Annotated in this window: 26 protein-coding genes and 4 pseudogenes; 1 reads left to right on the top strand and 29 read right to left on the bottom strand. The window is 35.4% G+C overall.

Annotated elements, in window-relative coordinates; translation table 11 throughout:
• Positions 1 to 486, top strand: a 486-nt coding sequence (locus K0R93_RS05955; RefSeq protein WP_300298978.1) for an ATP-binding cassette domain-containing protein, incomplete at its 5' end; no start/stop codon positions are given.
• Positions 487 to 797: 311 nt separating this feature from the next.
• Here K0R93_RS05955 and K0R93_RS05960 read toward each other — a convergent pair.
• The 29 genes and pseudogenes from K0R93_RS05960 to K0R93_RS06085 all read right to left on the bottom strand — a co-directional run bounded on the left by K0R93_RS05960 (position 798) and on the right by K0R93_RS06085 (position 25,902).
• Positions 798 to 998 (bottom strand): DNA-directed RNA polymerase subunit alpha C-terminal domain-containing protein, encoded by a 201-nt coding sequence (locus K0R93_RS05960; protein ID WP_300298980.1) that lies wholly within the window; start codon positions 996 to 998, stop codon positions 798 to 800.
• A 184-nt stretch (positions 999 to 1,182) separates the two neighbouring features.
• Complete coding sequence (locus K0R93_RS05965; protein WP_300298982.1) at positions 1,183 to 3,129, bottom strand: serine hydrolase domain-containing protein; 1,947 nt, start codon at positions 3,127 to 3,129, stop codon at positions 1,183 to 1,185.
• Between the two features lie 22 nt (positions 3,130 to 3,151).
• Entirely contained in the window at positions 3,152 to 3,730 is a 579-nt protein-coding gene (locus tag K0R93_RS05970; RefSeq protein WP_300298984.1) for a TetR/AcrR family transcriptional regulator, read from the bottom strand.
• A 624-nt stretch (positions 3,731 to 4,354) separates the two neighbouring features.
• Positions 4,355 to 4,837 (bottom strand): annotated as a pseudogene (locus tag K0R93_RS05975) (GyrI-like domain-containing protein).
• Positions 4,838 to 4,986: 149 nt separating this feature from the next.
• Positions 4,987 to 5,730 carry a formylglycine-generating enzyme family protein gene (locus K0R93_RS05980; RefSeq protein ID WP_300298986.1) on the bottom strand — a complete coding sequence of 248 codons (744 nt, stop codon included), beginning with the start codon at positions 5,728 to 5,730 and terminating at the stop codon, positions 4,987 to 4,989.
• Between the two features lie 115 nt (positions 5,731 to 5,845).
• Complete coding sequence (locus K0R93_RS05985) at positions 5,846 to 6,055, bottom strand: hypothetical protein (RefSeq protein WP_300298988.1); 210 nt, start codon at positions 6,053 to 6,055, stop codon at positions 5,846 to 5,848.
• Positions 6,056 to 6,081: 26 nt separating this feature from the next.
• Positions 6,082 to 6,477 carry a DUF2000 domain-containing protein gene (locus tag K0R93_RS05990; RefSeq protein WP_300299172.1) on the bottom strand — a complete coding sequence of 132 codons (396 nt, stop codon included), beginning with the start codon at positions 6,475 to 6,477 and terminating at the stop codon, positions 6,082 to 6,084.
• A 313-nt stretch (positions 6,478 to 6,790) separates the two neighbouring features.
• Positions 6,791 to 7,141 carry a hypothetical protein gene (locus K0R93_RS05995; RefSeq protein ID WP_300298990.1) on the bottom strand — a complete coding sequence of 117 codons (351 nt, stop codon included), beginning with the start codon at positions 7,139 to 7,141 and terminating at the stop codon, positions 6,791 to 6,793.
• 232 nt (positions 7,142 to 7,373) lie between these two features.
• A pseudogene (locus tag K0R93_RS19195) lies at positions 7,374 to 7,451 on the bottom strand (SEC-C metal-binding domain-containing protein); the annotation flags it as partial.
• A 75-nt stretch (positions 7,452 to 7,526) separates the two neighbouring features.
• Positions 7,527 to 8,534: pseudogene (locus K0R93_RS06000) on the bottom strand (DUF1186 domain-containing protein); the annotation flags it as partial.
• Between the two features lie 218 nt (positions 8,535 to 8,752).
• Complete coding sequence (locus K0R93_RS06005) at positions 8,753 to 8,971, bottom strand: HepT-like ribonuclease domain-containing protein (protein ID WP_300298994.1); 219 nt, start codon at positions 8,969 to 8,971, stop codon at positions 8,753 to 8,755.
• The gene (locus K0R93_RS06010; RefSeq protein ID WP_300298996.1) at positions 8,961 to 9,248 is read right to left on the bottom strand and encodes a nucleotidyltransferase family protein; all 288 of its coding nucleotides are present in this window, start codon (positions 9,246 to 9,248) and stop codon (positions 8,961 to 8,963) included. The genes K0R93_RS06005 and K0R93_RS06010 overlap by 11 nt, the downstream gene beginning before the upstream one ends.
• A 187-nt stretch (positions 9,249 to 9,435) precedes the next feature.
• Positions 9,436 to 10,002 carry a dihydrofolate reductase family protein gene (locus tag K0R93_RS06015; protein ID WP_300298998.1) on the bottom strand — a complete coding sequence of 189 codons (567 nt, stop codon included), beginning with the start codon at positions 10,000 to 10,002 and terminating at the stop codon, positions 9,436 to 9,438.
• Between the two features lie 175 nt (positions 10,003 to 10,177).
• The gene (locus tag K0R93_RS06020; RefSeq protein ID WP_300299000.1) at positions 10,178 to 11,224 is read right to left on the bottom strand and encodes a virulence RhuM family protein; all 1,047 of its coding nucleotides are present in this window, start codon (positions 11,222 to 11,224) and stop codon (positions 10,178 to 10,180) included.
• Between the two features lie 245 nt (positions 11,225 to 11,469).
• Complete coding sequence (locus tag K0R93_RS06025) at positions 11,470 to 11,763, bottom strand: type IV toxin-antitoxin system AbiEi family antitoxin domain-containing protein (protein WP_300299002.1); 294 nt, start codon at positions 11,761 to 11,763, stop codon at positions 11,470 to 11,472.
• A gap of 88 nt (positions 11,764 to 11,851) precedes the next feature.
• The gene (locus K0R93_RS06030) at positions 11,852 to 12,403 is read right to left on the bottom strand and encodes a tetratricopeptide repeat protein (RefSeq protein ID WP_300299004.1); all 552 of its coding nucleotides are present in this window, start codon (positions 12,401 to 12,403) and stop codon (positions 11,852 to 11,854) included.
• Between the two features lie 249 nt (positions 12,404 to 12,652).
• Positions 12,653 to 12,916 carry a DUF6429 family protein gene (locus tag K0R93_RS06035; RefSeq protein ID WP_300299006.1) on the bottom strand — a complete coding sequence of 88 codons (264 nt, stop codon included), beginning with the start codon at positions 12,914 to 12,916 and terminating at the stop codon, positions 12,653 to 12,655.
• A gap of 42 nt (positions 12,917 to 12,958) precedes the next feature.
• The gene (locus K0R93_RS06040; RefSeq protein ID WP_300299008.1) at positions 12,959 to 14,635 is read right to left on the bottom strand and encodes a hypothetical protein; all 1,677 of its coding nucleotides are present in this window, start codon (positions 14,633 to 14,635) and stop codon (positions 12,959 to 12,961) included.
• A 102-nt stretch (positions 14,636 to 14,737) separates the two neighbouring features.
• Positions 14,738 to 15,811, bottom strand: a complete 1,074-nt coding sequence (locus tag K0R93_RS19115; protein WP_330685059.1) for a phospholipase D-like domain-containing protein — start codon at positions 15,809 to 15,811, stop codon at positions 14,738 to 14,740.
• A 39-nt stretch (positions 15,812 to 15,850) separates the two neighbouring features.
• A pseudogene (locus K0R93_RS19120) lies at positions 15,851 to 17,671 on the bottom strand (TOTE conflict system archaeo-eukaryotic primase domain-containing protein); the annotation flags it as partial.
• A 354-nt stretch (positions 17,672 to 18,025) separates the two neighbouring features.
• The gene (locus tag K0R93_RS19125) at positions 18,026 to 18,400 is read right to left on the bottom strand and encodes a hypothetical protein (RefSeq protein WP_330685048.1); all 375 of its coding nucleotides are present in this window, start codon (positions 18,398 to 18,400) and stop codon (positions 18,026 to 18,028) included.
• Positions 18,354 to 18,788 carry a KilA-N domain-containing protein gene (locus K0R93_RS19130; RefSeq protein ID WP_330685049.1) on the bottom strand — a complete coding sequence of 145 codons (435 nt, stop codon included), beginning with the start codon at positions 18,786 to 18,788 and terminating at the stop codon, positions 18,354 to 18,356. Before K0R93_RS19130 ends, K0R93_RS19125 begins: the two co-directional genes overlap by 47 nt.
• 148 nt (positions 18,789 to 18,936) lie before the next feature.
• Positions 18,937 to 19,950 (bottom strand): recombinase family protein, encoded by a 1,014-nt coding sequence (locus K0R93_RS06055; RefSeq protein ID WP_300299174.1) that lies wholly within the window; start codon positions 19,948 to 19,950, stop codon positions 18,937 to 18,939.
• A gap of 151 nt (positions 19,951 to 20,101) precedes the next feature.
• Positions 20,102 to 21,007, bottom strand: coding sequence for a transposase (locus K0R93_RS06060; protein ID WP_300299010.1), 906 nt, complete (start codon positions 21,005 to 21,007; stop codon positions 20,102 to 20,104).
• A 347-nt stretch (positions 21,008 to 21,354) separates the two neighbouring features.
• Positions 21,355 to 22,188 (bottom strand): MBL fold metallo-hydrolase, encoded by an 834-nt coding sequence (locus tag K0R93_RS06065; RefSeq protein ID WP_300299012.1) that lies wholly within the window; start codon positions 22,186 to 22,188, stop codon positions 21,355 to 21,357.
• Between the two features lie 404 nt (positions 22,189 to 22,592).
• Positions 22,593 to 22,775 carry an antitoxin VbhA family protein gene (locus K0R93_RS06070; protein WP_300299014.1) on the bottom strand — a complete coding sequence of 61 codons (183 nt, stop codon included), beginning with the start codon at positions 22,773 to 22,775 and terminating at the stop codon, positions 22,593 to 22,595.
• A 479-nt stretch (positions 22,776 to 23,254) separates the two neighbouring features.
• Positions 23,255 to 23,752, bottom strand: coding sequence for a hypothetical protein (locus K0R93_RS06075; protein ID WP_300299016.1), 498 nt, complete (start codon positions 23,750 to 23,752; stop codon positions 23,255 to 23,257).
• A 384-nt stretch (positions 23,753 to 24,136) separates the two neighbouring features.
• Positions 24,137 to 25,006 (bottom strand): alpha/beta fold hydrolase, encoded by an 870-nt coding sequence (locus K0R93_RS06080; RefSeq protein ID WP_300299018.1) that lies wholly within the window; start codon positions 25,004 to 25,006, stop codon positions 24,137 to 24,139.
• A 533-nt stretch (positions 25,007 to 25,539) separates the two neighbouring features.
• On the bottom strand, positions 25,540 to 25,902 hold the full coding sequence (locus K0R93_RS06085; protein ID WP_300299020.1) for an iron chaperone: 363 nt from the start codon (positions 25,900 to 25,902) through the stop codon (positions 25,540 to 25,542).
• Positions 25,903 to 25,943 lie beyond the last annotated feature (41 nt).

Raw genomic sequence — 25,943 nt, forward strand, 5'->3', positions numbered from 1 at the left:
ACTTATCAAGAGATTAGATCATATATTTCAAACTATGGTTTTGGCGAAGAAATCATCAATCAAAAGATAGGATCTTTATCTGGTGGAGAAAAAAATTTACTTCAATTGGCCAAAGTTTCTGCTAGTAAAGCAAACATGCTGCTTCTGGATGAACCGACAAGTCATTTAGACACCTATTCACAAATAGCACTAGAAAAAGCCATAGAAAACTATAACGGTGCGGTTTTAATGATTTCTCATGATTTCTATTTTATAGTAAACTGTATGGATTTTGTTTTAATCATTGAAGATAAGACAATTAGAAAAATGAGTATACGGAATTTTAGAAAGATGATTTATGCTAAGCATTTTAATAAAGACTACTTAGAAATTGAACAAAAGAAAAGATCTGTTGAAACGCAAATAGAATTGGCTTTAAAAGATTCTAATTTTGAGCTTGCAAAAGTTTTGTCTGCAAAGTTAGAAGAATTGATTAAGTTACTATAAATTGTATATTCTTAGCAGCAATACGTTATAATCCCCTTTGAGTTGACAGATTAAATGATAAAAATCTGAATGCTCGAGGGGATATTTTATATTCACAAGTCAACAATATACTATTGTCCAGCCTCCCCAAACATGTTTAAATTGAATAGCAATAATCCCCCATTGACTTTATCTCAACAGGGGATCCTTAATTTCATCCTACTCCCTAACCACCAAAGCTACAGCCTCACAGTGGGTGGTGTGTTGCAGTTAACATACTTATGTGTTTATTTTTCAATCGAATAAATTTGATGCCTTACAAATTATAATACTTACTCCTCTATTTTGAAAGAAAGACCATATTCTGCAAGAATACTTTTTAAAATCCCTAAAGCTTTAGGTCCAAACCCATGTAGAGCCAATAATTCAGTTTCTCTATACTGGGTTAGCTGATCTAGACTTTCAATTCCTGCATTTTTTAAGGCTCTATATGCAGGCTGACCGATTTTAATATTTCCTAATTCAAGTTTCATGTTCTCCTCCTTTTTGTATTCTAAATCTATGCATTTTTCATATCGAAAGTTCTTGATCATAATTATTTCCTCTCTATTCTCACGACAGCCTCAACGTGCATAGGGTGTTCCAATTAGCATATACACAACTCATTGAAAATGAACTATGTCAATGATCCATCCCATGTCACCCCGTTTAGCAAAATCATTTAAACAGATTCCAATAATTAGATATCCACATCAATCCCAAGGCAGCCAAAGTAAATAAAGTATAATGAATACGGGTAGACATCTTCCAAAGGTTCTTCCACCAAGCAATCACTGAAAGAAATACCAATGAAAGACTAGAAATCATCATTAGTACTGCTATAAAATCAAGTAATAACCTTCCCTCAATAGGCATATAAGCAACTTTTGGTAATTGATATACAGGATCAGTTTCTCCTGAAGAAAGAATACCAGCAAATAAAACCAGAACTGCAATGCTAAAACAAATTCCAATCCATTGAGTAATGATAGCAAGTTTTGAGTCATGGATTTTTCTCTGTTTAAACTGTACTAATATTCTTCTGATAATCCAGTAGACAAGTGAGCCTATCAGGATAAATAATATAATTATTAGAGTTATTAATGTAAAACCCATAGTTGCATAAAAGGGAGCTTTCGAGTATGTCATAGGACCATCGGTAGTCAGCATTACTCGCCCATAGGGATCTGTTTTAAAAATGATCTTATGAAATGGGCCAAAATAATCCTGGGTTCTGCCTTCTCTTAGGTTCTGATATACACCGGGCTCAATTTCAATAAATTGATTTGTTTCTCCAACATTCGTTATCAAGAGATATCCATCTTCATCCACATCAACATGTATAACACCCATAAATAAACTGCCACTCTTCTCATCAGTTGTAATACTTCTTCTGTTCATCTGGTATTCGCCTATAAACTTTTTAGCTCTTTCTTTGCTGTCATTGTGAGGTAAGTTCTTAAGTGGGACTTCAGCAGGATAGTAATAGTCCATAAACTCTTGAAATATCTCAGAATGAAGAAGATGGTTTCCACCACTATAGGACATAAAAATACCTATATCTTCTTCTGGCAGTAAATAAAGACCTGTACTATAGAGCATAGTACCACCACCATGGAAAATCACGCCTTGGTTATTGAAAATACCCTCCATAAATCCAAGGGTCATACCTCCTAAGTCAGGGTGATTGGTAAAGTGCTGCTTATGCATTTTTTTTATAGTTTCTTCCTTAAGGATTCGTCCTCCATTATAAATACCATCATCTAGATGAGCTATCATAAATCTGGTCATATCTGAGGCAGTACTACTCATACTACCTGCAGGTTCTGGCAATATATATTCGAAGTCTCCTTCGACATACACCCCGTTAATAAATCTATAAGGCTTTGCAATATGAGTAGCTAAGTCTAATGTTAGGGGTTGTCGATAGGTACTTCTATTCATCTCCAAAGGTTGGAAAATATTCTTTTCAACATATTCTGCAAAGTGTAAACCTGATGCCCTTTCTACAATATAACCTGCCAAAGCTGTACCATAATTGGAATACGCAGCAACTTCGCCCGCTGGAAATATTCTAGAAGGCAGGTATTTTCTTATGTATTCATTCAAAGGCAGGCGTTTATCGGCTGATAGCCTGAAAAGTACATCAGGATAATCTTCAAAGCCTGGCGTATGGGTCATCAAATGGGTTAGGGTTATGGGTTCTGCTGTAATCCCCTCTATAGAATTTACAAGCCTTGGCGGTATTTCAAAATCTAAGTAGTGATTAACATCTGTATCTAGATCTAGTTTGCCATCTTCTACAAGTTGCATTACCGCAGTCCAAGTAATTAGTTTTGAAGTAGAACCTATGCGGAAAAGACTAGTGTCGGCATCAACAGGAATGTTTTCTTCGATATCTGCAAAACCGAATCCCTTTTTATAAACAATTTCACCTTTCTTCACCACCGATACTGTTGCATTAGGAATATGATACTTTTGCAGTTTTGTTCCCAGCATATTGTCTAAAAAAACTTCTAATTCACCAGTTTGAATGTTTTTAGCGGAAGCAATAGTCGTGGTTAAGGTAACAACCCAGACAATTAGTAGACTTATTGATACGATGCATCTCATTCTTTTAAACATTTTACTTCCCCCTTTTCAATGTTTATTTTGATTGATTTTTGCTTAGTCTGGTTGATAATATTACATCATTGGCTGTACTTGATAATATATTCATCAAATCCTGCTTTTCATAATCCTTTGGCAGTAAGCCGTTGGCAGCCATTACTGAAAGTCCTAATTGGAATATCCTTATTTTTAATAATATTGTCTTTAACTCATCCACAGTGAAACCCTCTAGCTCAGGATCTTGTTTCATCTCTTCAATTAGGACAGGTATCATTTTTTCATCATAGCCTTTCATATAGCTATTATTTTTCATAATTAAATCTCTAAAAAGTACACTGTACTCCTTAGCAAATCTTAGGCTTGCCATCCCCATATCATGAAAGGGGTTTCCTGTGCTTTCTTCGATTAGAAGCCGCTGACTAATGTCCATAATCCGTTCCATTACAGCTTCAGTCAGTTCATTAACATCCTTAAAATTTACATAGATTGGGGCTACAGAACTACCCATTTTTTCTGCTATTTTTCTCATAGTTATATTATCTATTCCTTCTGTTTTTGCTATTTCAAAGGCTGAATCAATTATTTGCGCCTTTGTAAATTTAACTTTAGGCCCCATATTAATCTCCTCTTTCATGAATCGCCAGTTATGTAACTAGCGTTATATAATATATGTTATTCCATCCATAGATGTATTGCAATACTTTTTTGAAAGTCTTATATATTTTTTTATAGATACTTTGAAATACACATGTATCCTAATTGTTTATAGGGGAGTGTTTCCACATTAGAACTATATCCCTACATAAAAAGCCGATGCTTTTCGTGTATTTGTTTATGAGAAAAATGCATCCCCTAAAAACAAATCCCCCCAAACTATCAGTCTGAGGGAACATAAAACACACTTCAATTTTTACTTAAAATCCTTCAAAGCCTTTGAGATCAGGCTATTTCCTCTCTATTCTCACAACAGCCTCAACATGAGTGGTGTGTTGCAGTTAGCATACATATATGCAGTCACTGTATTCATATCAAACGCCCGTCCCCTATTGTATTTGCACAGTTACACAATTTCCAAGAAAAATCACACTTCTATTCAACAGTTCACATAAAGATGTCGGTTATACACAGTGCGAGATTTTATTGAGTTTCATTATCGAATACTGATTTGTTTGTTTATTGCAATTGATCTCATATTAATGCTTTCCCCCGCATACGTATCGCCAATGTTAGGTGCTAACTTTTATTTTTTCTTTATCGGTATCCAAAATTCTTCTTCGGAATCAAGGACTTCACCTTTATATTTATCTCCCATTAAGGCAAAATAGGGTCTATCATCCATTTCATACTCAGAATTTGGGAGCCAAGTACCATAAATAAAGCGAAAGGTCTCTTGAGCTTCACTAGGTTTTCCTCAGTAGTAAAAAACAGCATATTGACCCGAAGGAATAATCAATTTTTCCATATCATCCAGAATTGTATCAAAGTCTCTTACCTCCGTTGCTGCCCACTTTTCAAATTCTTGCATTGGATTGAAATCCTCACAAAAGGCAGTGTTAGGATAAATTTCTACCGAATATAAATCAGCATTGACGAAATTCTTTATTTCCTTTCGTCTGGGTATAAAGCTCCGCCAAAGTTCGGCCGTTTTGTTATTTGCAAAACACATCCTTATCTTTTTTCCGATCAACTTGGTTTCTTTACAAGTTTCAATCCTAGGTTCCATATTCTATTTCCTTTCATTTTATTAGCTTAAGGTTTATATCAGCGTATTTATAGGCCCAATGGGTAGTAAGCCATTCTTGTGAATATTTGGCCACTAACCTTCTCTGCCAGTTATAATCTCCTTTAATGAATTTAAACTGGTTCTTCTTTTCAGATTGATCTAGCCAAACGAAATCCTAGATCATCTATTCCAAATGAGGGATGCCCACGACGGCGGCAAGTTGCTCCACATCCTCTAGCCTGTTCCGCCCAGCTCCCCCCACGAAAAATGCGATATTCACCATATGTTTTTTCATCATACAAATCCCAGCACCATTCCCACGTGTTTCCTAGCATATCGTATAATCCCCAATTATTGGGCTCTTTTTTACCAACCTCATGAATCCTACCTTCCGAATTCTCACGATACCAAGCAATATCTCCTATTTCTCCATACCTGTAACCTGTGGATGTAGCTTTACAAGCATACTGCCATTCTGCATCTGTGGGTAACCTATATCCATCCGCATTCCAATCGCAAAATGCATTACTGCCATTTTGTTCAAAACTATAACATGCATTCAGTCCACATTCTCTAGAAAGTAGGTTGCAGAATAAAATAGCATCGTACCAAGATACATTTACCATAGGTATAGAATTTCCCTCTATATTGCTTAGCGATTTTTGAATTATTACTTCATACAAACTTTTTGTCACTGGATATTTGGCAAGAAGAAAAGGTTTAATTTCAATTTTGCTTTCTATTTCTGTCAAATTTCCTTTTTTTCCAGGTATGCTCATTTTAGAATCTGAACTAATCCATTTCTGCTCATCCCGATAATCCCTTAAATATTCAAATCCACCAGGAATAGGAATCATTAGGTTATTTAAATAATTCTTTAAATCACTATTCATCATTTTCACTCCCATAATCTACATGCACTCTATATCCTATCATCAAAATCTCACATTAATTCCAAATATCTTTCTCTAGCAGTACTACCGTCTCAACATGGATGGTGTGTTGCATTTAGCATTTATAATCATTGAAACCTACTGTGACAAAGAACCGTCCCATATCACATTTATCAACGAACCGAAAAAGACTTTCGCCTCCGGTCACCAAAGCAACAGAATACTCCTCATGTGCATGCTTACGAAACGCATGGGACTGACCTTTGCAGTGTTTGAAATAATATGCTTTCCCTTCCGCATCACGGTAATACCTAACGAATCCCATTTCATTCTCCATTCTATTTACACCCATTATCGCAGCAGTTTCAATTGTCCGCACAGCCGGTTAACGATCTTCTTAGGTCCATAAAAACATAATCCCAAGTAATCCAGTTCATTTCCAGACTTTTGCATAATCCGTTCACAATACATATCATATGAATGACATTGCTGTGCAGTTGTACTAAACCCAATTACTAATAGTTCCTTGCTTTCTTTCATAGCTATTCTATATAACGATTTCAGGGTATCCCCATCTACTGCCAATACCGGAATAGGCACCGCTGTAATACCCTTGTGCAATGCACCATCGAAATCTGTTACATCGGGGCCAATCAGTCCTGGCACATGGTTGCCCAGGCTCAATCCCAAGGCCGCAGCTGTATTTGCAAGCAAACCTGTTGGTAAGGCTTCATCAAAAATCATCACACATTTCAATCATATCACCTCCATCTTCATAATAGAAAACGGGATGACTTATGTATTGTAAAAAATTGAAATATTGGATTTCTTGTAAATCACCTTGATATCAACACACACATTTTTCATTTCAGAAATACTTCGTTAGTCGTTTTGTTAGCTATTTTTCAATAATTCCCCGTCGTTTATAACTCACGAACTACTCACTTATACTATGATACCCTCTAAACCCGCTCTATTCTCACGACGCACTCCACATGAGTGGTGTCTTGCTGTTAGCATATGTAGGAATGTACCAAAGCGTATTACCAGCACCTTTATATTAAAACGGAATACCTTCATCATGTTCTATCCAATCCTCTTCATCTGCTATATTCCCAAAATAATAGTAAGTTTCATTATAAAGTTGCAGACGCTTCTCCTTAGCTTGCTTGCGCTGATTGGCTTTATCAATTTCCAATTGTTTTTCTCTGCTCACCACATCTTTATCGAAGATAACTCCTAAACTAATTAATTCTTGAGCAGCACAAAGTCTTGATACCCCAAACCATTTTGCATAACGTTTAATGACATTTTTCATTGGGGAATTTTCCTGGAGCCATTGGGCTGCATGAATGAGTCGTATGTCCTTCTTATACCTTTTTCTACGTGGCGTACTTTGAGCTTTTGTCATTTTATCACCTTCAAACAATCTTGGAATATATTATGGCAATTGAATATTTTCTCCCCTAACATTGTTACATCCTTGGAACAAATATAATTATTTGAGCAAATCACTACCAAAGTATTGCTTGCTAATTTTGAACGTCATCCAAATAAAGTTTTTTCAGCATCAATCAATGCAGATTTTTTTAAATTCATCCATCTGCTTCTTTGTCATTGAACGAGCATGTTTCCCTCGCCCTCTATTTTCCGCAGCACTTCTTATACTTTTTCCCGCTTCCACATAGACATGGATCGTTGCGACCTATTTTGGGCAGTTTTGTTATCGTTTGAGTGCTCTTGACGATTTGTCTAGCATTTATTCTATTCTTATAAGTTTCCTCAAAGCAAGCCCACCATTCCAGCTCAGCTATGGTATCTTCAATAAATTCCAAGTGTATATTGTTTCTGGAATCCTCTAAAACATAGTCTTTTCCCAGCCGCATCGCATCATCAACGCTATCCATACCAATTACAGACTCATCCACCAAAGCTTCTTCATAGCAATTTTTTATATCGTCATACAGTTCTTTTGGATAGATATCACAGCATGAATTCACTAACGTGGCCAGTAATAGAGGGCTTTTCATTATCGCAGGTTCATTGATCAGTTTCTTATAATAGGCTACAACTTCGTCTCTTTCTAGCACATTATGTAATGCCAAAATTGCCAATGCCTCTATAGCCTGGCCACGCATGTATTCATCTGCCTCTTCATTTTCTGCCAATACTTTTATCAGACTTGCATCTGACTCACATACAGAAGCAAGCATTCGACTGCCAGCTTCCAATATTGAATCACCAAACAAATCATATGGCAAATCGTCTGGCAAGCCTAAAATATCGATTAATATTGGATAAGCCTCTTTGACACGAAATTGTGCCAAAAGGTAAGCTGCATAAATATGGGCAAAATAACCATATTCATCCCGATATTTTTCGGGATTATCCCTTGTTTTTCTCAAGATATCCAACAGAAACGGGATTGCCTCTTCCTTTTTGCATATAATTTCTTCTATGGGCTCTTTCGGGAAACATCCTGTGTTGTAGGCAATTTGACCAAGTAATTCTTCGACGCTATGCTCAGTTTCATCAAAATCAGCATCGTCATTATCCAGTACCAGCTCCCGCCCTAAGCTGTTTAAACGTTCTTCATATTCTTTTTCATTAAATTTGACATTCTCCTTTAAGATAAAATCCATCTGTTCAACCAGAATAGCAGCAATCATTTCTTTAGCTGTCTGTTCTGTATAGCCTTCGGCTACAAGTCGTTGAAAGGTACTATTCACACACTTTGGATCGTTCATTTTCATTTGGTTTTCCACGGCTTGCAGCATTTGACTTTTGAGTATCTTGTTTGACATATTTACACACTTCTCCTTTTCTATATTGAAACATCATATAGCAGAATTACCCCATTCCATTCGAATTAGCTATGCAACGCATTCGCCTTGGTATGTATGTTAGCATATCTTATCTACAGCTTTTTTCACTTCTACTGCTAGTGAACTAATTACATGTGTTGAAAACGATAAATATCAGAACTCTTAATGTATATCCTGCTAGAAAGAAAGGATAGCATTTATAAATTGCCATCCTTGAATTTAACATTCTTTAACATATCTTCTAATTGTATTCTTACATTAGGAATATCCTCTACCAGCGTAATCCATACGTCGCCCATCTTCAAAGTTTGATATTTATGAGCGGTAATATCCCTCATCCCAGCAATCGCTCTCCATGGAACACAACTATTAGCTCGCTTGAAGCTATTGATAATTTGATAGTCTCTAGTGTTCATAGATATCAACAACCTTATCTATCTTTATCAACGAATCCTCTTCAATTGGAGCATGAATCAAATCTACCTCTTTATTTAATTTAGACTCAATTTCATATTTCATATCTGATATGGTTAAAAGCGAAACATTCGGAGATAAAAATTCAACAAGAATATCAACATCACTGTCTTCCTTTGCACTCCCATTAGCATAAGAACCAAATAAGGATATTTTTTTAATAGGGTATTTTGCCAAGATATCTGAAATAGCGTTTTTAATATCATCCAGAGTTAGCATTTTGACTTCACCTCCATAATTCATTGAATTCTTAACTCAATTATACCATATTATTTGTTTTTAAATCATTATTTATGGATGCTGTCTTCCAATTAGTGAGACAACCTCAACATGTATGGTATGTTGCAGTTAGCATATTGAAACACACACCCAGTAGTTACCTAGACAAAACGACTTCAGTCATGTGCTATTTCCCAGCAGGACGGTAGCAGAGCTGAACTACACCTGAAGAGAATCTCCTAGTGTCCACCAGTTTAAGCTCTTGTCTTTGCTTTATGTCAACAAATAAAGGTTTTCCTGCCCCTAAAATGACTGGATGAACTGAAAGTCTATACTCATCAACAAGTCCTAAGTTCATAAATGCTGTTATGAGACTGGCTCCACCATATAACCAAATATCCTTGCCCAATTCCTTCTTTAATTTTTTTACTTCTTCCGCTATATTGTCATTTATAAGTATTGCTTTTTTATCTATCTTAGTAAGCGTTTTTGAAAAAACATATTTTTTCTTGCTATGAACCAATTCCCAAAGCGCTCTTTCCGTATCAGCAGCTTCATTCACTGGGGCGTATTGCCCCCATAATTCATAGGATTTCCGTCCATATAAAATCGTATCAATGCCATTCAAAAAATCGTTAAAACCCATATCCTCATCCATTATACACCAATCAACTTCTCCACTTAGACCCTCAATAAATCCGTCCAAGGACACAGCCAAGTCTAAAATTATTCTTCTTGATTCACTATTAAACATAATAGTTTACCTCCTCCAAAAAACTACACTTAAACCCTCATTGTGATCAGATAACTATTCTATTCGGACTATATCTTGAATACTTAATTTAAACTATTTCTCTCTATCTTCACGACAGTCTCAACGTGCGTCGTATATGTTTTACATATGTTTTTATAATACAAATAGTCAATTATTACTCTTCATCATTCTTAATGCTATTTGTTAATCTGTCAAAATCAGACTGAAAGAGCCTGTCCTGAATGATACGGTATTTTTCAAATTCACTCTCTGCAAATTCCTTTGCAATAGCAGCCGTCACCTTTCCTGCGTTCTCTAATATATCCTTTTCATTGAATTGCAAGAATGCGTTTAGCCTCTTAGCCCAGTCTTCCATTGTCATAGGGACGTTTCTTTCAGCTTGGCTTTCTGCATAATCAAGATACATCGTCACAAATCGATCTAAGGGTTTGATTTCTTTTTCTGTCAGATAGTTCTTTGCAATAGAAACATCGCTTTTAACAATTTTACCGTGTGGAGCATTCTTCCAGGTTGTCAGTCCCATATGCTCCTTGGTACTGTCGGCTCTATTATATATAACCTCCGCAGCTGTGCTACGGTGAATTGCAAAATGTAGCTTATTCTGAACAGTCTTAAAAAAATCCTTTGTTATTTTTGTTTGCGGATTATAATCAACAGCAGTGGCATAAATATCCGTGATCTTCTGATAGAACCTTCTTTCACTTGCCCGAATCTCTCTGATTTCTTCAAGCAAATGTTCAAAATAATCCTCGTTTAAGAAAGTACCGTTTTTTAGCCGCTCTTTATCCAGCACATATCCTCGGATTGCAAAATTTCGCAGCACGCCTGTTGCCCATTGTCTAAATTGCGTTGCTCTCAATGAATTCACACGATAGCCAACGGATATGATGGCATCAAGATTATAGAATTTAATACTTCTTTCAACTTTTCTTTGACCTTCACTTTGAACTACTCGAAAATTTCGAGTAGTTGCTTCTTCGCTTAGTTCATGTGTTTTATAAATCTCTTGCAAGTGGTAATTTATCGTATGTGATTCAACTGAAAATAGTTCGCCAATCATTTTTTGTGATAGCCAAACTGTTTCATCTTCAACACGAACCTCTATTGTATTCTCGTTGGCTTGTGAAGTGAATATTAAAAACTCAGCCGTACTATTTCTTATTTGTAAAGAATTCTTCTTCTTTTTATCATTTTCTTTCATGCAGGATACCTCCATTCGACTTTTCGGCGATAATGCATAAGCATTATATTCGGCTTCTTCTTAAACCTATCGAATTCGATATGGTTTATATATTCACAGCAATACCTCAAGATAGTTTTTCAAAATTTTCTCAATCTTGAAAAGCCCAGCATATTTCATCAGCTTATTTATAACTTTATCCTGTCTGCTAGTGTATTTTTTGAGTGCATCCGATACTACCACAACGTCCTGATTATTTCTATCCCTCAAATATCGCAAATTGTACGCTCCATAATATCAAATATTTTAATGTCATTCCTAAAAGCAGTCTGCCTGGTATAGATGCCGAGTTTAAAAAGTTCTTTTTTAGTGGTATGCACAATCAATCCATCCTGATTTAATTTACTTCCATTATATCCTGTTGGCACAGTCACACAATAATCCACAAGGTCACGACTCGTTAAATCATGTAAAAACAATGCAGTTTCATGAGAGTAGCTCATTTTTTCTTTTCGAATTGATGAATTGCATTTTGTCTTCCCACATATTCCAATATGCATGCACATATCCCACTACAGCATCCGTGTCATTTCATCAGTATTGTCGGTTTTCACCACATGGATAGTAATGACCTATTTTCATTGCTTATTACTTTTTCCTGTTAACACTTATAAAGTAGTCGTAGCTGTCGACATTGCTCCCCGTGAGCGAAAATCTATTATCAAAATGTAATAAAGCCATCAGCTGGTTATCATTAAATGCCAGGTAACCCTCGTTATAAAATTTCAGATATAACTCATGAACAGTTTCTGGTTTTCTCTTTTTCTTCAAAAAATTATAGCAATAATTTAAAGTATCCTTGTCAAGTCTCAGAATATTAGGCTTAATAATCCAGTTTACGGCTGTTTCATCTTTTCCAATTGCAAATAGAGCATCCAACAAACTGTGCTGAATATTCGGATCATCAGGATATTTTTTATGCAATTCACCTAAAAAGCTTATTGCTTTCTCATATTCTTTATTTCGCACATACGCCTCTCCAAGACCCCACTGATAATCAGGGTCATCAGAATGATTTTCAGCTTTCTTACGCCTGTATTCTACCAAGCCCTTCCAATCTCTCTTGTCAAAGAAATCAGCCTCAGCTTCCCATTCTTCCATGTCGTCATACTCGTCTTTATATTCATCTTCATTTCCCATATTTCCTTCAATTTTATAATCCTCAAAAGCATCTCTATATTGTTTCTTCAGCCTCTCAAATATTTTGGCTTGTTATCTTTCCTCATGTATCTACCCACACTTTTATCTTCAGGTTTTTCCTTGCTGATCAACTTCTATATCTCTTTTTGTGCTGACAGCATAAGTTGTGACTTTGGTGCGGATGCACTTTAGCGAGATTTTTTACTTTTCATATTTTTATTGTTTCGGTACCAATCTCTATATTTTCTTCTACTTCCAGTCCAATATGTTGTATTTAAGCAATAATTCCTTTGCTAATTTCATCCCCTCTTCTGTAATTGCTACTGACTTGGATCGATGTCTGCCCTGTCGGATATAATCTTCTTCATCCAGTTCATTAATAATATCAAAATCATATCCCTTCCAAGCAATATCCAAGCTCGAACCAAAACGGTCTCTTTCATTAAATCTTGTTAAATACATTAACAGTATAGTCAATTCTTTAATTGCTTTCTTCTGGTTAGTTTTATCCATTTCAAAGCTCTCCTTTATGCAACGGAATAACCATTTATTCGTTTATTCCTCATTTAACTGCTCAAATTCTGCTTTAAATGCCCTTTTTCTAGGATGCATTTTTTTATAATGTTCTATCGTAACCATTCTTCCATATAACTTCCCATTTGACTCCAAGGTTTCGCCTAATGCTGTTATCAGTACAGCTGCCTTATAATAGCTTTTCCGGTAATTCCCCCCTACAACAGCCTCAGTCCTTTTATCTACTTCTTCTTTCAGCCACGCAATATACTTTTCATATTGTTCATTTCTTAGAACTACTTTTTCTTTCCAGCCTGAAAATTGATCCGTAAAGCTTTTTGTATGATCTTCAGTGAATCCCAGTCTGTATTCTATTCCATCTATCAATCGTTGACCAGCTTTTGTAAGCTTTTTATTCTTGTCTAATAACAAAATAAAAAGTGGTACAACAGTTCCTTTAAAATTGTTGCTCCAACCTAATGTAGTTCTATCTTTTTTACAATCTTCATAAATATAATCAAATTCTCCATTAAAGAACCGGAGAAGCTTTTTATGTTCTTTTGAAAGACTATTCACCATCATCTGTTTATTTTTATGATATCCTTCCCACATAGAATTCTCAGGCAGTGTTTCTGCATGCTGCACCGCTCTATCCGCTATATTCTGGTAATCCGAAAGCTCAAATAACCGTAAATAATGGTACAGCGTTGATTCAGAATAAAAAGCAACTTCATAGCATTGATTAATTATATCAGTGTTTTCCAACTGTACAGCAGCTTTTGCAGCTAGATCTGCAATGCTTCCCCGAATAACCAACTTTTCAGGCAATACACTGATAGCCTCCATTCCCAGCTTCACACACTCAAACTCCTTTTTTTCATTTAGCAAATACTTACAAGCATGTTGATATAAAATCGGATGTCTCGCCCATACTTCTCTGGCTGCTTCACATAGACGGCTGATACCCCCCTGATATATACATGCCTCCGACAGCAAACCTCCCGCCAGGTCGCCATCTGTATTTTTCAGAAAAGAAATCCAATCCTCCATAAATCTGTCTATCCCTTTAAGTTCTTCCGGTCCTATAGTAAACATTTCTTCTACTTTTATGTTTTTACACATGTCCCATGAAAGATACCGGTACAGTGCAGCTGCTCTTTCTCCCCTTTCAGTAACCTGATATTTTGCATACATCATATTTAGAGCAATACGCTTCAAATCCAGAATTACCAGTTTTTCTTCTACAAGCTCTTCCAGCTCCAGCTCACTCGACTCTTCAATATCGCTATCCAATGCCGAAAAAGTTATACTGCAAAGTAAATCATATAATGCTACCGCCTGCTGGTATTCTTTTTGGAATAACAAGCCTTCCGCAATCTGAAATGCTCTAGAAAGCTCTTTTCCTATTTCAAAAATATCAGAATACTCATAAGTATAATCGCTATCCCAATAGCTTTCTCCATACTCTTCATAACCGCTGCACTCAAAATAGATTTCTGCATCTTCTATTTTTCTACACCAGTCTTCTAGCTCTTTTATCTCCTTTTTTAGGGAAATATCTGGACAATAATCTTGTTTTTTTGTTAAGGAGTTTAAAAATATAATTCTCTGATTCAAATTTGTAGTACGGGCCATATTATGTATCCATTCAGTTTTTTCCACTTCAGACATAGCGGATAGTTTTTCATCAACTGCTTTCATAAATTCATTATAATTCATTGCTTTTCTCATCTCTCTTCTTTCAAGCCCCATTGTCAACTAACAAAGCTTGATATTTTTTAAAAAGCTTCTCAAAGAAGATGGTAAGATCATTGATAATAATTATTTTTCTATACTCTTTATCAACTCATTTGCAATATTAGGACTTTCAAGTCTCATAATGCTTTCTTCTGCACTACCAAAACTTAATAGATTGATACTACCATACCATATAATTTTTTGATCAATAACTGCGAATTTCTGATGTATATTTGTTCTAAAAACCATAATAACTCCAGCATCTTGCAACAGTTTAATCGTAGCTTTCAAAGCAGTCGTATTTTTGTCTCTAAAATCATCAGGCGGTCTGGTGACTACGATAACATTCACCTTGCTTCCTAATGCAACTCCCAGGTATTGTAGCATCTGTAATGTACGCTTCTTCGTGATAAATGGACTTACAATCAAAACTTCTCTCGTTGCATTCACAATATCATTTGCATATACTGGTAAAAAGTTGCTTTTGTCAAAAATAATATCTACTGACTCTGCTGCAATACTTTTACCTTTTGCTTTGTATCCAATAGAAGCATATCCGTTAAGTCGTTTATTGTACATTTTTTCCAGCATTCTAACATGAATATCCACATAATCATAAATTTGCACTTCATTTTTATTTTCAAATAGTCTGTGAAGGCGTCCTGCATATTGCTGTAAAGTACCTTTCCATGATATAGGCATGGCTAAGAATAATGTATCAAGACGTGGTTCATCAAACCCTTCCCCTATATATTTACCCGTAGCCACTAAAGTCAACTGCCCATCTATAGGTGTATTTGCTATTCGCTCGAGAATTTCTCTGGTATTCTTTGCACTCATTCCACCCATAAGGGATATCACGTCAGGAATTCTTTCATTCAGTTTCTTTGTAAGTAATTTGACATGTGCAGTTCTTTCTGTAAGAACAACACAGTTCCTACCATTTTCATAACTTTTTACTACATCATCTATAATCTGCTGATTGCGCATTTCGTTCATAACGATTTCGGCATATAGCTCCTGGATAGAGATATCTTTCTCATCTTTATCCAGGGGAACTCGTAGAGATGTAAATCTTGGTATAATATAATGCTCAAAAGGTCTTTTTTCTGCTTGTTTTTTTGCATCATCTCTATACCGTATTGGACCACACTGCATAAAAATAATAGGATGGTGTCCATCCTTCCTTGTTGGTGTTGCGGTTAGTCCATAAACATATCTCGCATTTACACTTTTTAGTATCTTTTCAAAGCTAAAGGCTGAAACATGATGACATTCATCAACAATAACCATACCATAATTTTTTACACAATCCTTTACTTCACCCATTCTATTTAACGATTGCATTACAGCTATATCAATAATTCCACTTAAGTTGTTTTTTCCTGCACCCAATTGCCCTATGATACTTTTTTACTTTTTTCTTCCTCTCTTTTTTCCGGCATCTGTATCTGGCAAAGTTTCATTTATAGTAAGAAACTCCATTAGTCTTTTTTTCCATTGTGAGACCAGATTGATTTTGTCAACGATAATAAGTGTATTAACTTTTCTTTCAGCAATCAGCTTTATCGCTACAACGGTTTTACCAAAAGCCGTTGTTCCGGAAAGTATTCCGTTGTCATATTTCAATAGCTTGTCCATTGCCAGAAACTGCTCATCTCTCAGAGTCCCATTGAATTCAATGTCAACGCTTTTGCCATAGTTCGTTTTATCTATAAAATCAGCATCTATATTCAGTTCTTTAAATACATCTTTTAAATCAGCTTCGCATCCTCTTGGCAGACATAAATATTCTACAGTTTCGTCAGAACACGAGATAATTCTTGGTAGCTTTTTTACTGATAATCTCATGGCCTGTGCTTTATAAAATTCGGGATTTTTAAAAGCTGCTAAACGCTTAAAATAATTTAGCGCTCTTTGAGAAATACCTGCTTTCGGAACAAAAATCATATTGGCTTTTACAATTTCAACAGTCTTGGGGAAATCATTTTTCAATAATCTAGATTTGCTTATTTCCCATGGTTTTTGGTCTTCTTCATCTTTTATTAATACGCCAAGTTCGTTTCCATGACATAGTTTTGATATCAGTATTTCAATATTATCTTCAGAGAGTTTTGGAATAGCTCCTAAAAACGCCCATTGATCACGATATGGTTGATAATTTTCATCGATGAATTCACTGTTATGATTCTCTCTTGCAGCTTTTTGCAAAGGCAAAGCAATTAAGTTCCCCAAACCACCCTTTGGCATGGTATCCTGATTTGGAAAAAATCTGTCATAGGATTCAAACCTTATTTCATGCCTTTTACTCATAGCACAGGTAAGTAGTGCACTTCCAAATTTTCTTGCTAAAGCAGCAGGTATGGGACTCTTAAAGAAAAACCAGCCGTGGGCTCCTTTGCCTGAGCGTGAGCGTTCAACTGCTAATGGAATATCAAATTTAACACACTCTTCTCTCAGTACTGAAATATCCTTTTGCCATTCTTCTCCATCAAAGTCTATAACTAAAAAATGGCAGGTTTCATCAAGGCACAAGGGATATATTCCTGCGACAAAATTTTTATATCCTCGTAAATGGTCATCAATAACCTTTTCATTTAGTACAGCATATACCTTTTTAGTGCAATTGGTACAAGTGCCCGTTGGTTTTCGGCATAATCCAGGTTTCCATTCATTCAAACAGTACGGTGAATACCCCGCTGTCCCTTTTTTTGGATTTTCCCACCTTTTAGCATAAACATCATCCCGACCTTTAAAGAGTGACATAAACAGCTTGATTTTTTCCATTGGGTCTGACATGTTATCAATTTCCGAAGTGAAAACTTGATCAACTGATTCTTGTTCCAACGTTTCAGAGTCAGATTTATACTCAAAAATTTCATCAGAATCAACCAATAATTCTTCAGTGCCAAGTTGAGCTTTTAATCTTTTTATTTCTTCCTTTAAATTGTTATTTTCAACCAGCAATGTTTGATATTTTTCTAGTAACTCTTCAAAGTTCATTAGGCCATCCCTCATCCCAATATTCCGATAAATGTTGATATATATTTCTTTAGCTCTGCAATACCAAGCTTTTTCATTATTCTATAACACTTAGCGTGTCCATCTTCCCGACCATAGTAATCTAATATTAATGCTAACAAAAGGTATTCTGGAAGTCTCCAAAATACCATGACTCTTCTCTGCTCAACTCGCACATAAATTCATTCCAAGGGGTAACAAGTTTACCTTTTTAAAATTTATGGTCTGAAAACTTACTATGCTCCACAATTTACCTCCATTGCCCCTTAAATTCTCAACAATAAAACCTATAAAAACAGTACTCCAGCTATATTAACCCTCGAGCCGTTTAATGGTGTCCATATTTATTTTCTATATCGACTCAAGCTGACGAATGGCTAGCTTATTCAAAAGCTGTAGCCTCTTCGGTTGCAATTTGCTCTGCTCTATTAAAATCGCATTATAGCTTTCCATATTAGCCAACACCAGTAATTGATTTAAGGTAGCATAATCTCTAATGTTTCCATTTTTATCTGGATTTTTTTCGCGCCACTGCTTAGCGGTTATGCCAAACAGTGCGACATTAAGCACATCGGCCTCGCTGGCAGAGGTTATGGATATTTGATATTGTGTCAGTTCTGGCGGAATTAAATTTTCTTTGATAGCGTCAGTGTGAATTCTGTAATTCAGTTTTGAAATCTCACGATTTAGATTCCATCCCCAGGGAAAGCCGACTGCTTTCATCATTTTTTAGCCTTTTATAGTCTTTTATTATATAGAGCTTAAACTCCGCCGAAATCCAAGAAGTAAATTCAAAAGCAATATCAGAATGAGCAAAGGTACCACCATTTCTGCCTGATTTGGAAACAATACCGATTGCATTCGTACTATCAATCCATTTTTGAGGTGACAATGTAAAAGCGTTTGAACCTGCTTGATTTCTAAAGGAGTCGAATTCGACCCCTTTAAATTTATCATTATGTAATTGTTCCCAGAGACCCAAGAATTCAATTGTGTCCTTACTTCTCATCCAATTTTTAATGACATCTTTGGGTTCATCACTTTTATAGCGTGCAATATCTGTAAGTGAAATAAATTCGTTCAGAAAATCTTCAGTATAGATAGCAATATCCATACCTTTGGCTTGAATTGTTTCTTTTACAGGTTAATCCTCCTCTTTGTTGGTGCCTTAATCTCTGAATAATCGATACAATTATTCTTATTATACTATATTTTACCAATATTCTCATTATTAGAATATAAACTTTTCGCCATCTATCTTTCTAGAAAAATATCTTAGCCTGTTCTTCATTTTTATAACAAATTATGCTATACGAATTAAAGATCTGAATTATATCAACTTTATCCCTGATTACACTTTCATCATAAGCGCCATTTTCACATACCGTTTCGCCAAGTACTTTCTTAATCCACTCCTCATCCATCGTAGGCGAGTTGGCACATGCGTCTTTCCCTTTTTCTATCCTTGTCGCACATCTCCAAGCCACCTTACCCCTTTCCATTCTTCTCCGATAAGATGCACCACAATCTCCACAAATAAGCAAATTTCCTAAAAGATATTTACCGTTATATTTGCTTGCGCTGGACTCTACTGTTCCATTTTCCGTATGAATTAATCTTGCACGCCGAGCCATTTCTTCCTGAACCTTATCGAGCACTTCGGCAGAAATAATAGCTGGATGGCTGTCTTTTACATAATACCGGCTACGCTGTCCGACATTCTTGACTTTCCTGCCTGTCATAAAATCTTCCGTATATGTCTTTTGAAGCAAAGTATCGCCTTTTTCGAACTTGTGTCGAAATCCCCACTGAATATTCTCGCTGATATTTCTGCTTTCGTCTTGTGCCAGCATTCCCCTCAGTGTAATCTCAAATTCAGAGTCCATTTTGGCTGAAGCTAAGTTCTCATTTTCAAAATGCATATTGATCCCTCGCTCTCTTAAGAATCTTATAATTTTCAACCTAATTTTCAAAACCTCTAAAGTATCTCTTGACAGCCTGCTGATTGATTTTATAATGATGTAATCGATTTTGCCTTTTGCTGCTTTCTTGAGCATTTTGTCCAGCCCGGTTCTGCTGCTTCGACGCAGTCCGCTTTCGACGTCAAAGAACACACCGGCAAAAATCCAGTTGGGATGACTTCGTATCATTTTCTTATAAGTTTTTATCTGAAGCTCCAAGCTGCGCATCTGCGCTGGACCAAATGTGCTGACCCGGCAATAGGTGGCAACTTTAAGCTTTTTATTCTTTTTAGGTATAGCCTGTATAATCCTGATATTTTCATTTGCGTTCCTTCATCATCTATGAAAATGAGCAAGTCCATTTATATTCTATAATAGCTTGTTGAATAATTAGTTTATGGCTTTCCAATCCATACCATTTTGAAATAAATTCCTATTTATTCCAAGGAAACTTATTAGATGTAACTCATTGGTCGTTAGCAACTGATTTTTCAATAAGGTATAAAAATAATGTCCACATTACATGGGATTTGTATTTGTGTAGTCCATGTAATCTTGGATTTTCAAGGTCATAGCGTAGCTTCAGTATGGAAAATAACCTTTCAATGGTGATTCTTTGTTTATATATCTTTTCTCCGATAGGAGAATCCATAAAATAATAGTTTCGTTTTCTATACTCGTTCTTAATATTATCAACAGATTTAGATTTTCTAAGATTTACATCAGTAACCAAATGGAAAGATAACTCTTCGCATAAGTTAAACAGCTTGACACTATCATAGGCAGCGTCACCTAACAATGCGAAGATATCATAGTCCTTGAGCTTAAGGATCAAGTCCTTACAGTTACTATCGTAAACATTTGCCGTAGTAAAGTGAAATTCCAAGGGAACTAAGTCAGCCGAGCTAACCAGGTGAAGTTTATATCCTTTATACCACCCTAGTCGGGTAGATTTACCTGATTTAGCTTCAGAATCAAACCTAGAACTTCTTAATGCTGTAGAATCTATAGAGCAAATTCTCAAGTCAGGGCTCAATAAGAGAACAAACATCCTATATATTTGATAAAACAAAGACTTTTCAATCTCTTTTGCCCTAATACAGAAAGTAGAATGGTCAGGAATGTCAGAAAGTCCAAGCAGTTTTGCTGTTAGGATATCGGTAGATAGTTTCCATTCCAGTTCTCTTAAGCAATAGATTCTATTCATTACCTTATATAACAGGCATTGGATGATTTGTAGGTCTGAGTATTTCTTGGGTCTTCCAAGACTTTTGGACTTAAGTTTAGAATCCAGCTTATCATATACCTTTTGTAATTTTTTACAAATTGCATAAAAGGGGTTATCAAGTATCTTGTTAAGTGCTACAATCATAACAGTCGTCCTTTCTAGGGATTGTTTTGGTCGTGCTTAACATGATACTAGAAAATGGGCGACTTTTTTATTGGTAATTTTAGTTATTCAACAACCTATATAAAAGAAAAGACGTGAAATCATCCTTTCACGTCAAAACATGTTTTCATCTACAATCCACAAGCCCTTGAAATCTCAGCATTTTTCGTTCTGCAACAGGACTATGGATTCCACATGCATGGTGTGTTATAGTTAGCATATATTAGCTTGTAGTCAATGTAAACATGTCAATGAAACCGTCCCTCTGTCGCATTGTTACATTCATTTTCAACCTTGATCACCACTCTGGCTTCATCTCTAGAATCTATTTATAATTCAAACAGCATACCATCATGCGAAACTAGTAATCCATGTTTCTCCATTTCCTTGCATAACTCCTCATGCGTACTCCCGCAGGTGTGTGTAAAGTGATGTGTTACAAAAACTGTGCTCTCATCAGCTGTCCCATTTTCATAAAATCTTTCCTTTACCTTAAGATTCTCAGGAATCCCCATATGACTACTATTAATTCCATATGAATGTAGCCCGAAGGTGCAATCTAGAAATACTAGGTCCAAATGCATACCTTTTAAATATTCAAAAGTCACATCTGGATAATAGCCAGAGTCATTGCCAAATAATACACGTTTTCCGCCTTTTTCAACTACATACATATAGCATTTCTCATCTTTCATATGTATTGCCTGTAAGGTGTGAATTGTATAATCACCTATAGAAAATGGCACAAATTCAGTCGGTACATTAAATTCAATATTATTTTTCACTTCATCCATAGGCTTGCCGCGATCCATGTTATCATATATTTCCTTTACAGCAGGAGTTGAATACACTTTTAATACGCTTTCACATAATTCAGCGGCATAATATCCTCCCCTATAACGAAATATTGTAGGGTTGTAATGATCTATATGCGAATGTGTTATCAATAGGTATTTCAATTTTGATAATGTTATGTTCTCATTTAAAGAGTGATAGTAGGTATCATCTCCAAAATCAATCATCAAATCATTATTGACATAAAACTGAGAACGAGTCCTTATGTTCTTTCCCCCTGCCTTGCGAGCTTTTATACATGAGTCACAGTTACAGAATATTGCCGGAAATCCTTCAGATGCTCCAGACCCTAATACTTTTATTTTCATTTATATATCCTCCTTACTTTTTTCGGGAGATGATTTCCTTCCCTATATGATTGCTTCTACAATATGGTATATTTTTCCTTCGAGAATATAGGTAAGGTACAAGACTTAAGAACTTATTTTCAAATAATAACCCTCTGTTTGCCTATTGCAACAGAGGGTTTTAAACTTGTTTTCTATTCCCTAACCACCAAGGCTACGGTCTCACAATGAGTGGTGTGTTGCAGTTAGCATATGTATTGCTACCCCAATATTACTACAAGATCAAAACCTTTTCTATTATCAATGTAGCCCGTGGGACAATATACCTGTCCCTTCGTCCCTTTTTACTTGAATATTTGATTGAATGGTTGATAAAAAAGAAAATCTACAAAAGAGCATTTAACTCCTTTATAGATTTTTAACTATTACATAGATCTCTTTTTCAATGTCGTTCTAACCTGCTTTAAGCTAACTTCTCCATCAATATATGATTCGAATAATTCTATTTCCTTCTGAGATGGCTCAGTATTATTCATATCATTAATTGACATTGCATAGTCAACCTCTCTTCTTCTCTTTTCCATTTCCCTAACTGATATTTTACTCATGGCTTTTCTCCTTTAGAGGCTGGCTATTCAGTTCTCTTATTTTCAGTATATCACAGATGCTACAGCTTAGGTTCTCTTTTGCAAATTTTACTTTCGATCCTAGCATCATGCCCCACAATGTAAAGGGGTCGGTTTGACACCAGTATCTTTCTTACTTTCTCTCTATTTATTTATTCTCTCTACTCTCACGACAGCCTCAACATGCATGGTGTGTTGCAGTTAGCATGTATCTAACTCGCTTGAAATATACCATGCCACGGAACCGTCACCTGTCATATAATAAAGCTTGATTATACTGCCAACTAACATTATAAATTAAAAACTCCCCAGATTTTTAGCATGAGGGAGCCTACAATACAATTAATCTTCTAAAAATTTTTATTCTTTCAGTTCACCTATAGATAACATTTGCACAAAAATTGATTATACACAAAAATAACAAAGTATTCATCATACTTTTAAAAATAGTACAATTGTGTCTAAGCTTCTGAATCTTCAATAAGGTAGATTAAGTACTCTATCGTAATACGCTCATGCATCCTTATGTTATTGAATAACACCTTTATCGTATTTATAGGCCCAAGCGGGAATGCCCACCAACCAAATAATAATGTGGTAATAGAATATACAAAATTAATTAAATAAGTGTGATGATAATCTTTAATCAAAAATCGAGACGGCGCTTTAAACGAAAAAAACAATATCGAGATACATGCACTACATCTTACGATTTCAGTATCTGGTGTTATTCTTATTCCATTATACTCAGCTTTTCCGTCATAAATACATTCTTTGTTTTCCATTGCCCAGATACAAAAGTCATTTGAATAATCTCTCTCCTTCTTGAAAAAATAAAATATACCAAATATTAGTGTAGCGAAAGCAAAGCTAAATAGTGCAACTTCAATATTGCCATTTATTAATTGATATATCCCAACTCCAATATATACTGCAATAAAAAATAATAATCCCCACATGTATTTTCACCCACCCCCTCTATTCCAACTGTCTAACTTTTCACTATTATTCTATAGTCAATTTCTAAGTTTGTATGTCGCATTTTGTAGAAACGTATAAAAACAGTTCTATGGACCTAGAAATCGTCTCTCTCAAATAATGTTCTGTGCGAAGTTTTAACTGAACATAAATTAGCTTAGTTCTTCTCTTCAATTAAAGAGCATTCAATATTTGCAGACTATTAGCAAACAATATCTGCTTATTAAAAAAGCACCTATCCATCAGATAGATGCCTATTCTTATTTCTGATTTAATTTTACCACCACTTCGACATGCATGGTGTGTTGCTGTTAGCATATGTAGAGCCTGTTTTAAATAATTGAACATCATCTAACCAATAGTTATCATGCCTTGCTATATTCATCCACAAATTCTATAATAGCTTTTACTACTGCTTCTAAATTCTGCATATATAATGCATGACCTACACCTTTAATCTCGATATATTTAAGGTTTCCAATCAATGTTTGGGCATGGCTTATATCAATATTTCTTATCAAACTCCCATGTTTTTCTTCTCCCTTGATTATTAATACAGGACATTTAATTTGTAAGAAAATCCTATCGATATTGTATGCTGAATAAGTTTCATCAAATCGATCAATAATTGATGTCAACATATCAGGATCATTTTGTTTTAGGCTTTCAGCCATAAAGTCAAACCAAGGATGGTTTTTACCAAATACTTCATATGCCGGAACAGTATTATCTTCTCCGGGAATAGCTACTTGCATTCGTTTTAGTTCTTCAGCAATCTCTTCAACATTCATAGTTCTTGACCATTCTCTCCATAACATCGTCATCTCTTTTTGATCATCCGAGTGCTTTTTTAACACGCCAAGTGAAATTGGTGAATCACCAATAATAATTGCTTTCACTATTTTCGGGTAATATGCCGCCAACAATTCTGCAATCATTCCCCCCAGCGAGTGTCCAAATACTATAACTTGTTTTTGAATACGCATTTCTATGAACTCTTTTACATCAGTCACGTAATCTTGAATTTTATACTGGCCTGATACACGATCTGTTTTTCCATGACCCCTGAGGTCTATGGCATATACATGGTATTTACCTGCTAACTCTGGAATTAAATCCTTAAATGTCTGTAATCTTGAAGACCCTCCATGTAGCAGTAAAATAGTTATATCACCAGTACCACTTTCAACATAATTTATTGATATTCTCCCCGTATTAAAGATTTTCTCATTCATTAATTCCACCTCCAAACGTATCCTCTATTGTACAGTATTATAGTTTCATTTATAATTCTATATTTCTTACCATTCTTTTGGTATAATATATATAGTGATTCAATCAACATCTTACAATTTATTGTAACAACTATTTTCAATATTTTAAGCATTGTGTCACACTCCATCACATACTCCCCTTACATTCCAATCCATATATTTACCCCGTTACCTATTGGTTTTATATGTATTTATAAGAGGAATTACTTTCTCTTCTTGTAAATCTACATATAAAGGTGTTGCTGTCTATGTAAAAATTCCCTCAAGCTTCAGTCTGAGGGAATATAATATAACCTTCAATTTTTATAATTATTCATAACAATTCTTTACTTTCGATTTATTCTCTCTCAATTCTCACGACAGTCTCAACATGTATGGTGTGTTCTAGTTAGCATATAAAAAGTGCTTGAGTGCGGTGCCTGACACCATACTTAAATTTTCTAACATTACATTCCCGGGAACATATCAATCAAAGTTTTCTCGTTGTTAAAGCACTACTTCATATTTTCTTTGATTCTAAACCGAACTATCCGTTTTACTAGCTCCAAAGGAAGCTCTTTATCTATGGGAAATTGAATAGTATTTTTTTCGTTAGTCTTATAATCGCGCAATTCATCCCTGAAGAATGTAATTGCAGCAGGACTGCAGTAGAAGCCAATATGTTTTTTATACGCCGCAAACTGTACCAAAAAGCCATTCTGATTATACGTAGGCGCACCCCATGCAATTTTTTCATTTGCGTCAGGTGCCGCCTCTCTTATTGCGTTTCTCAGATCTATTAGTTTCTGCTTCGGTTTTTCTTCAAACTGGTCGATATACCCATCAACCGTCAGAATATTGGTTTTTTCTTCCTTCATAATACCCTCCGATAATGTAAACACTCTACTCACAACGAGTT

The sequence above is a fragment of the Anaerosolibacter sp. genome, assembly GCF_029240175.1.
Taxonomy (GTDB): domain Bacteria; phylum Bacillota; class Clostridia; order Peptostreptococcales; family Thermotaleaceae; genus Anaerosolibacter.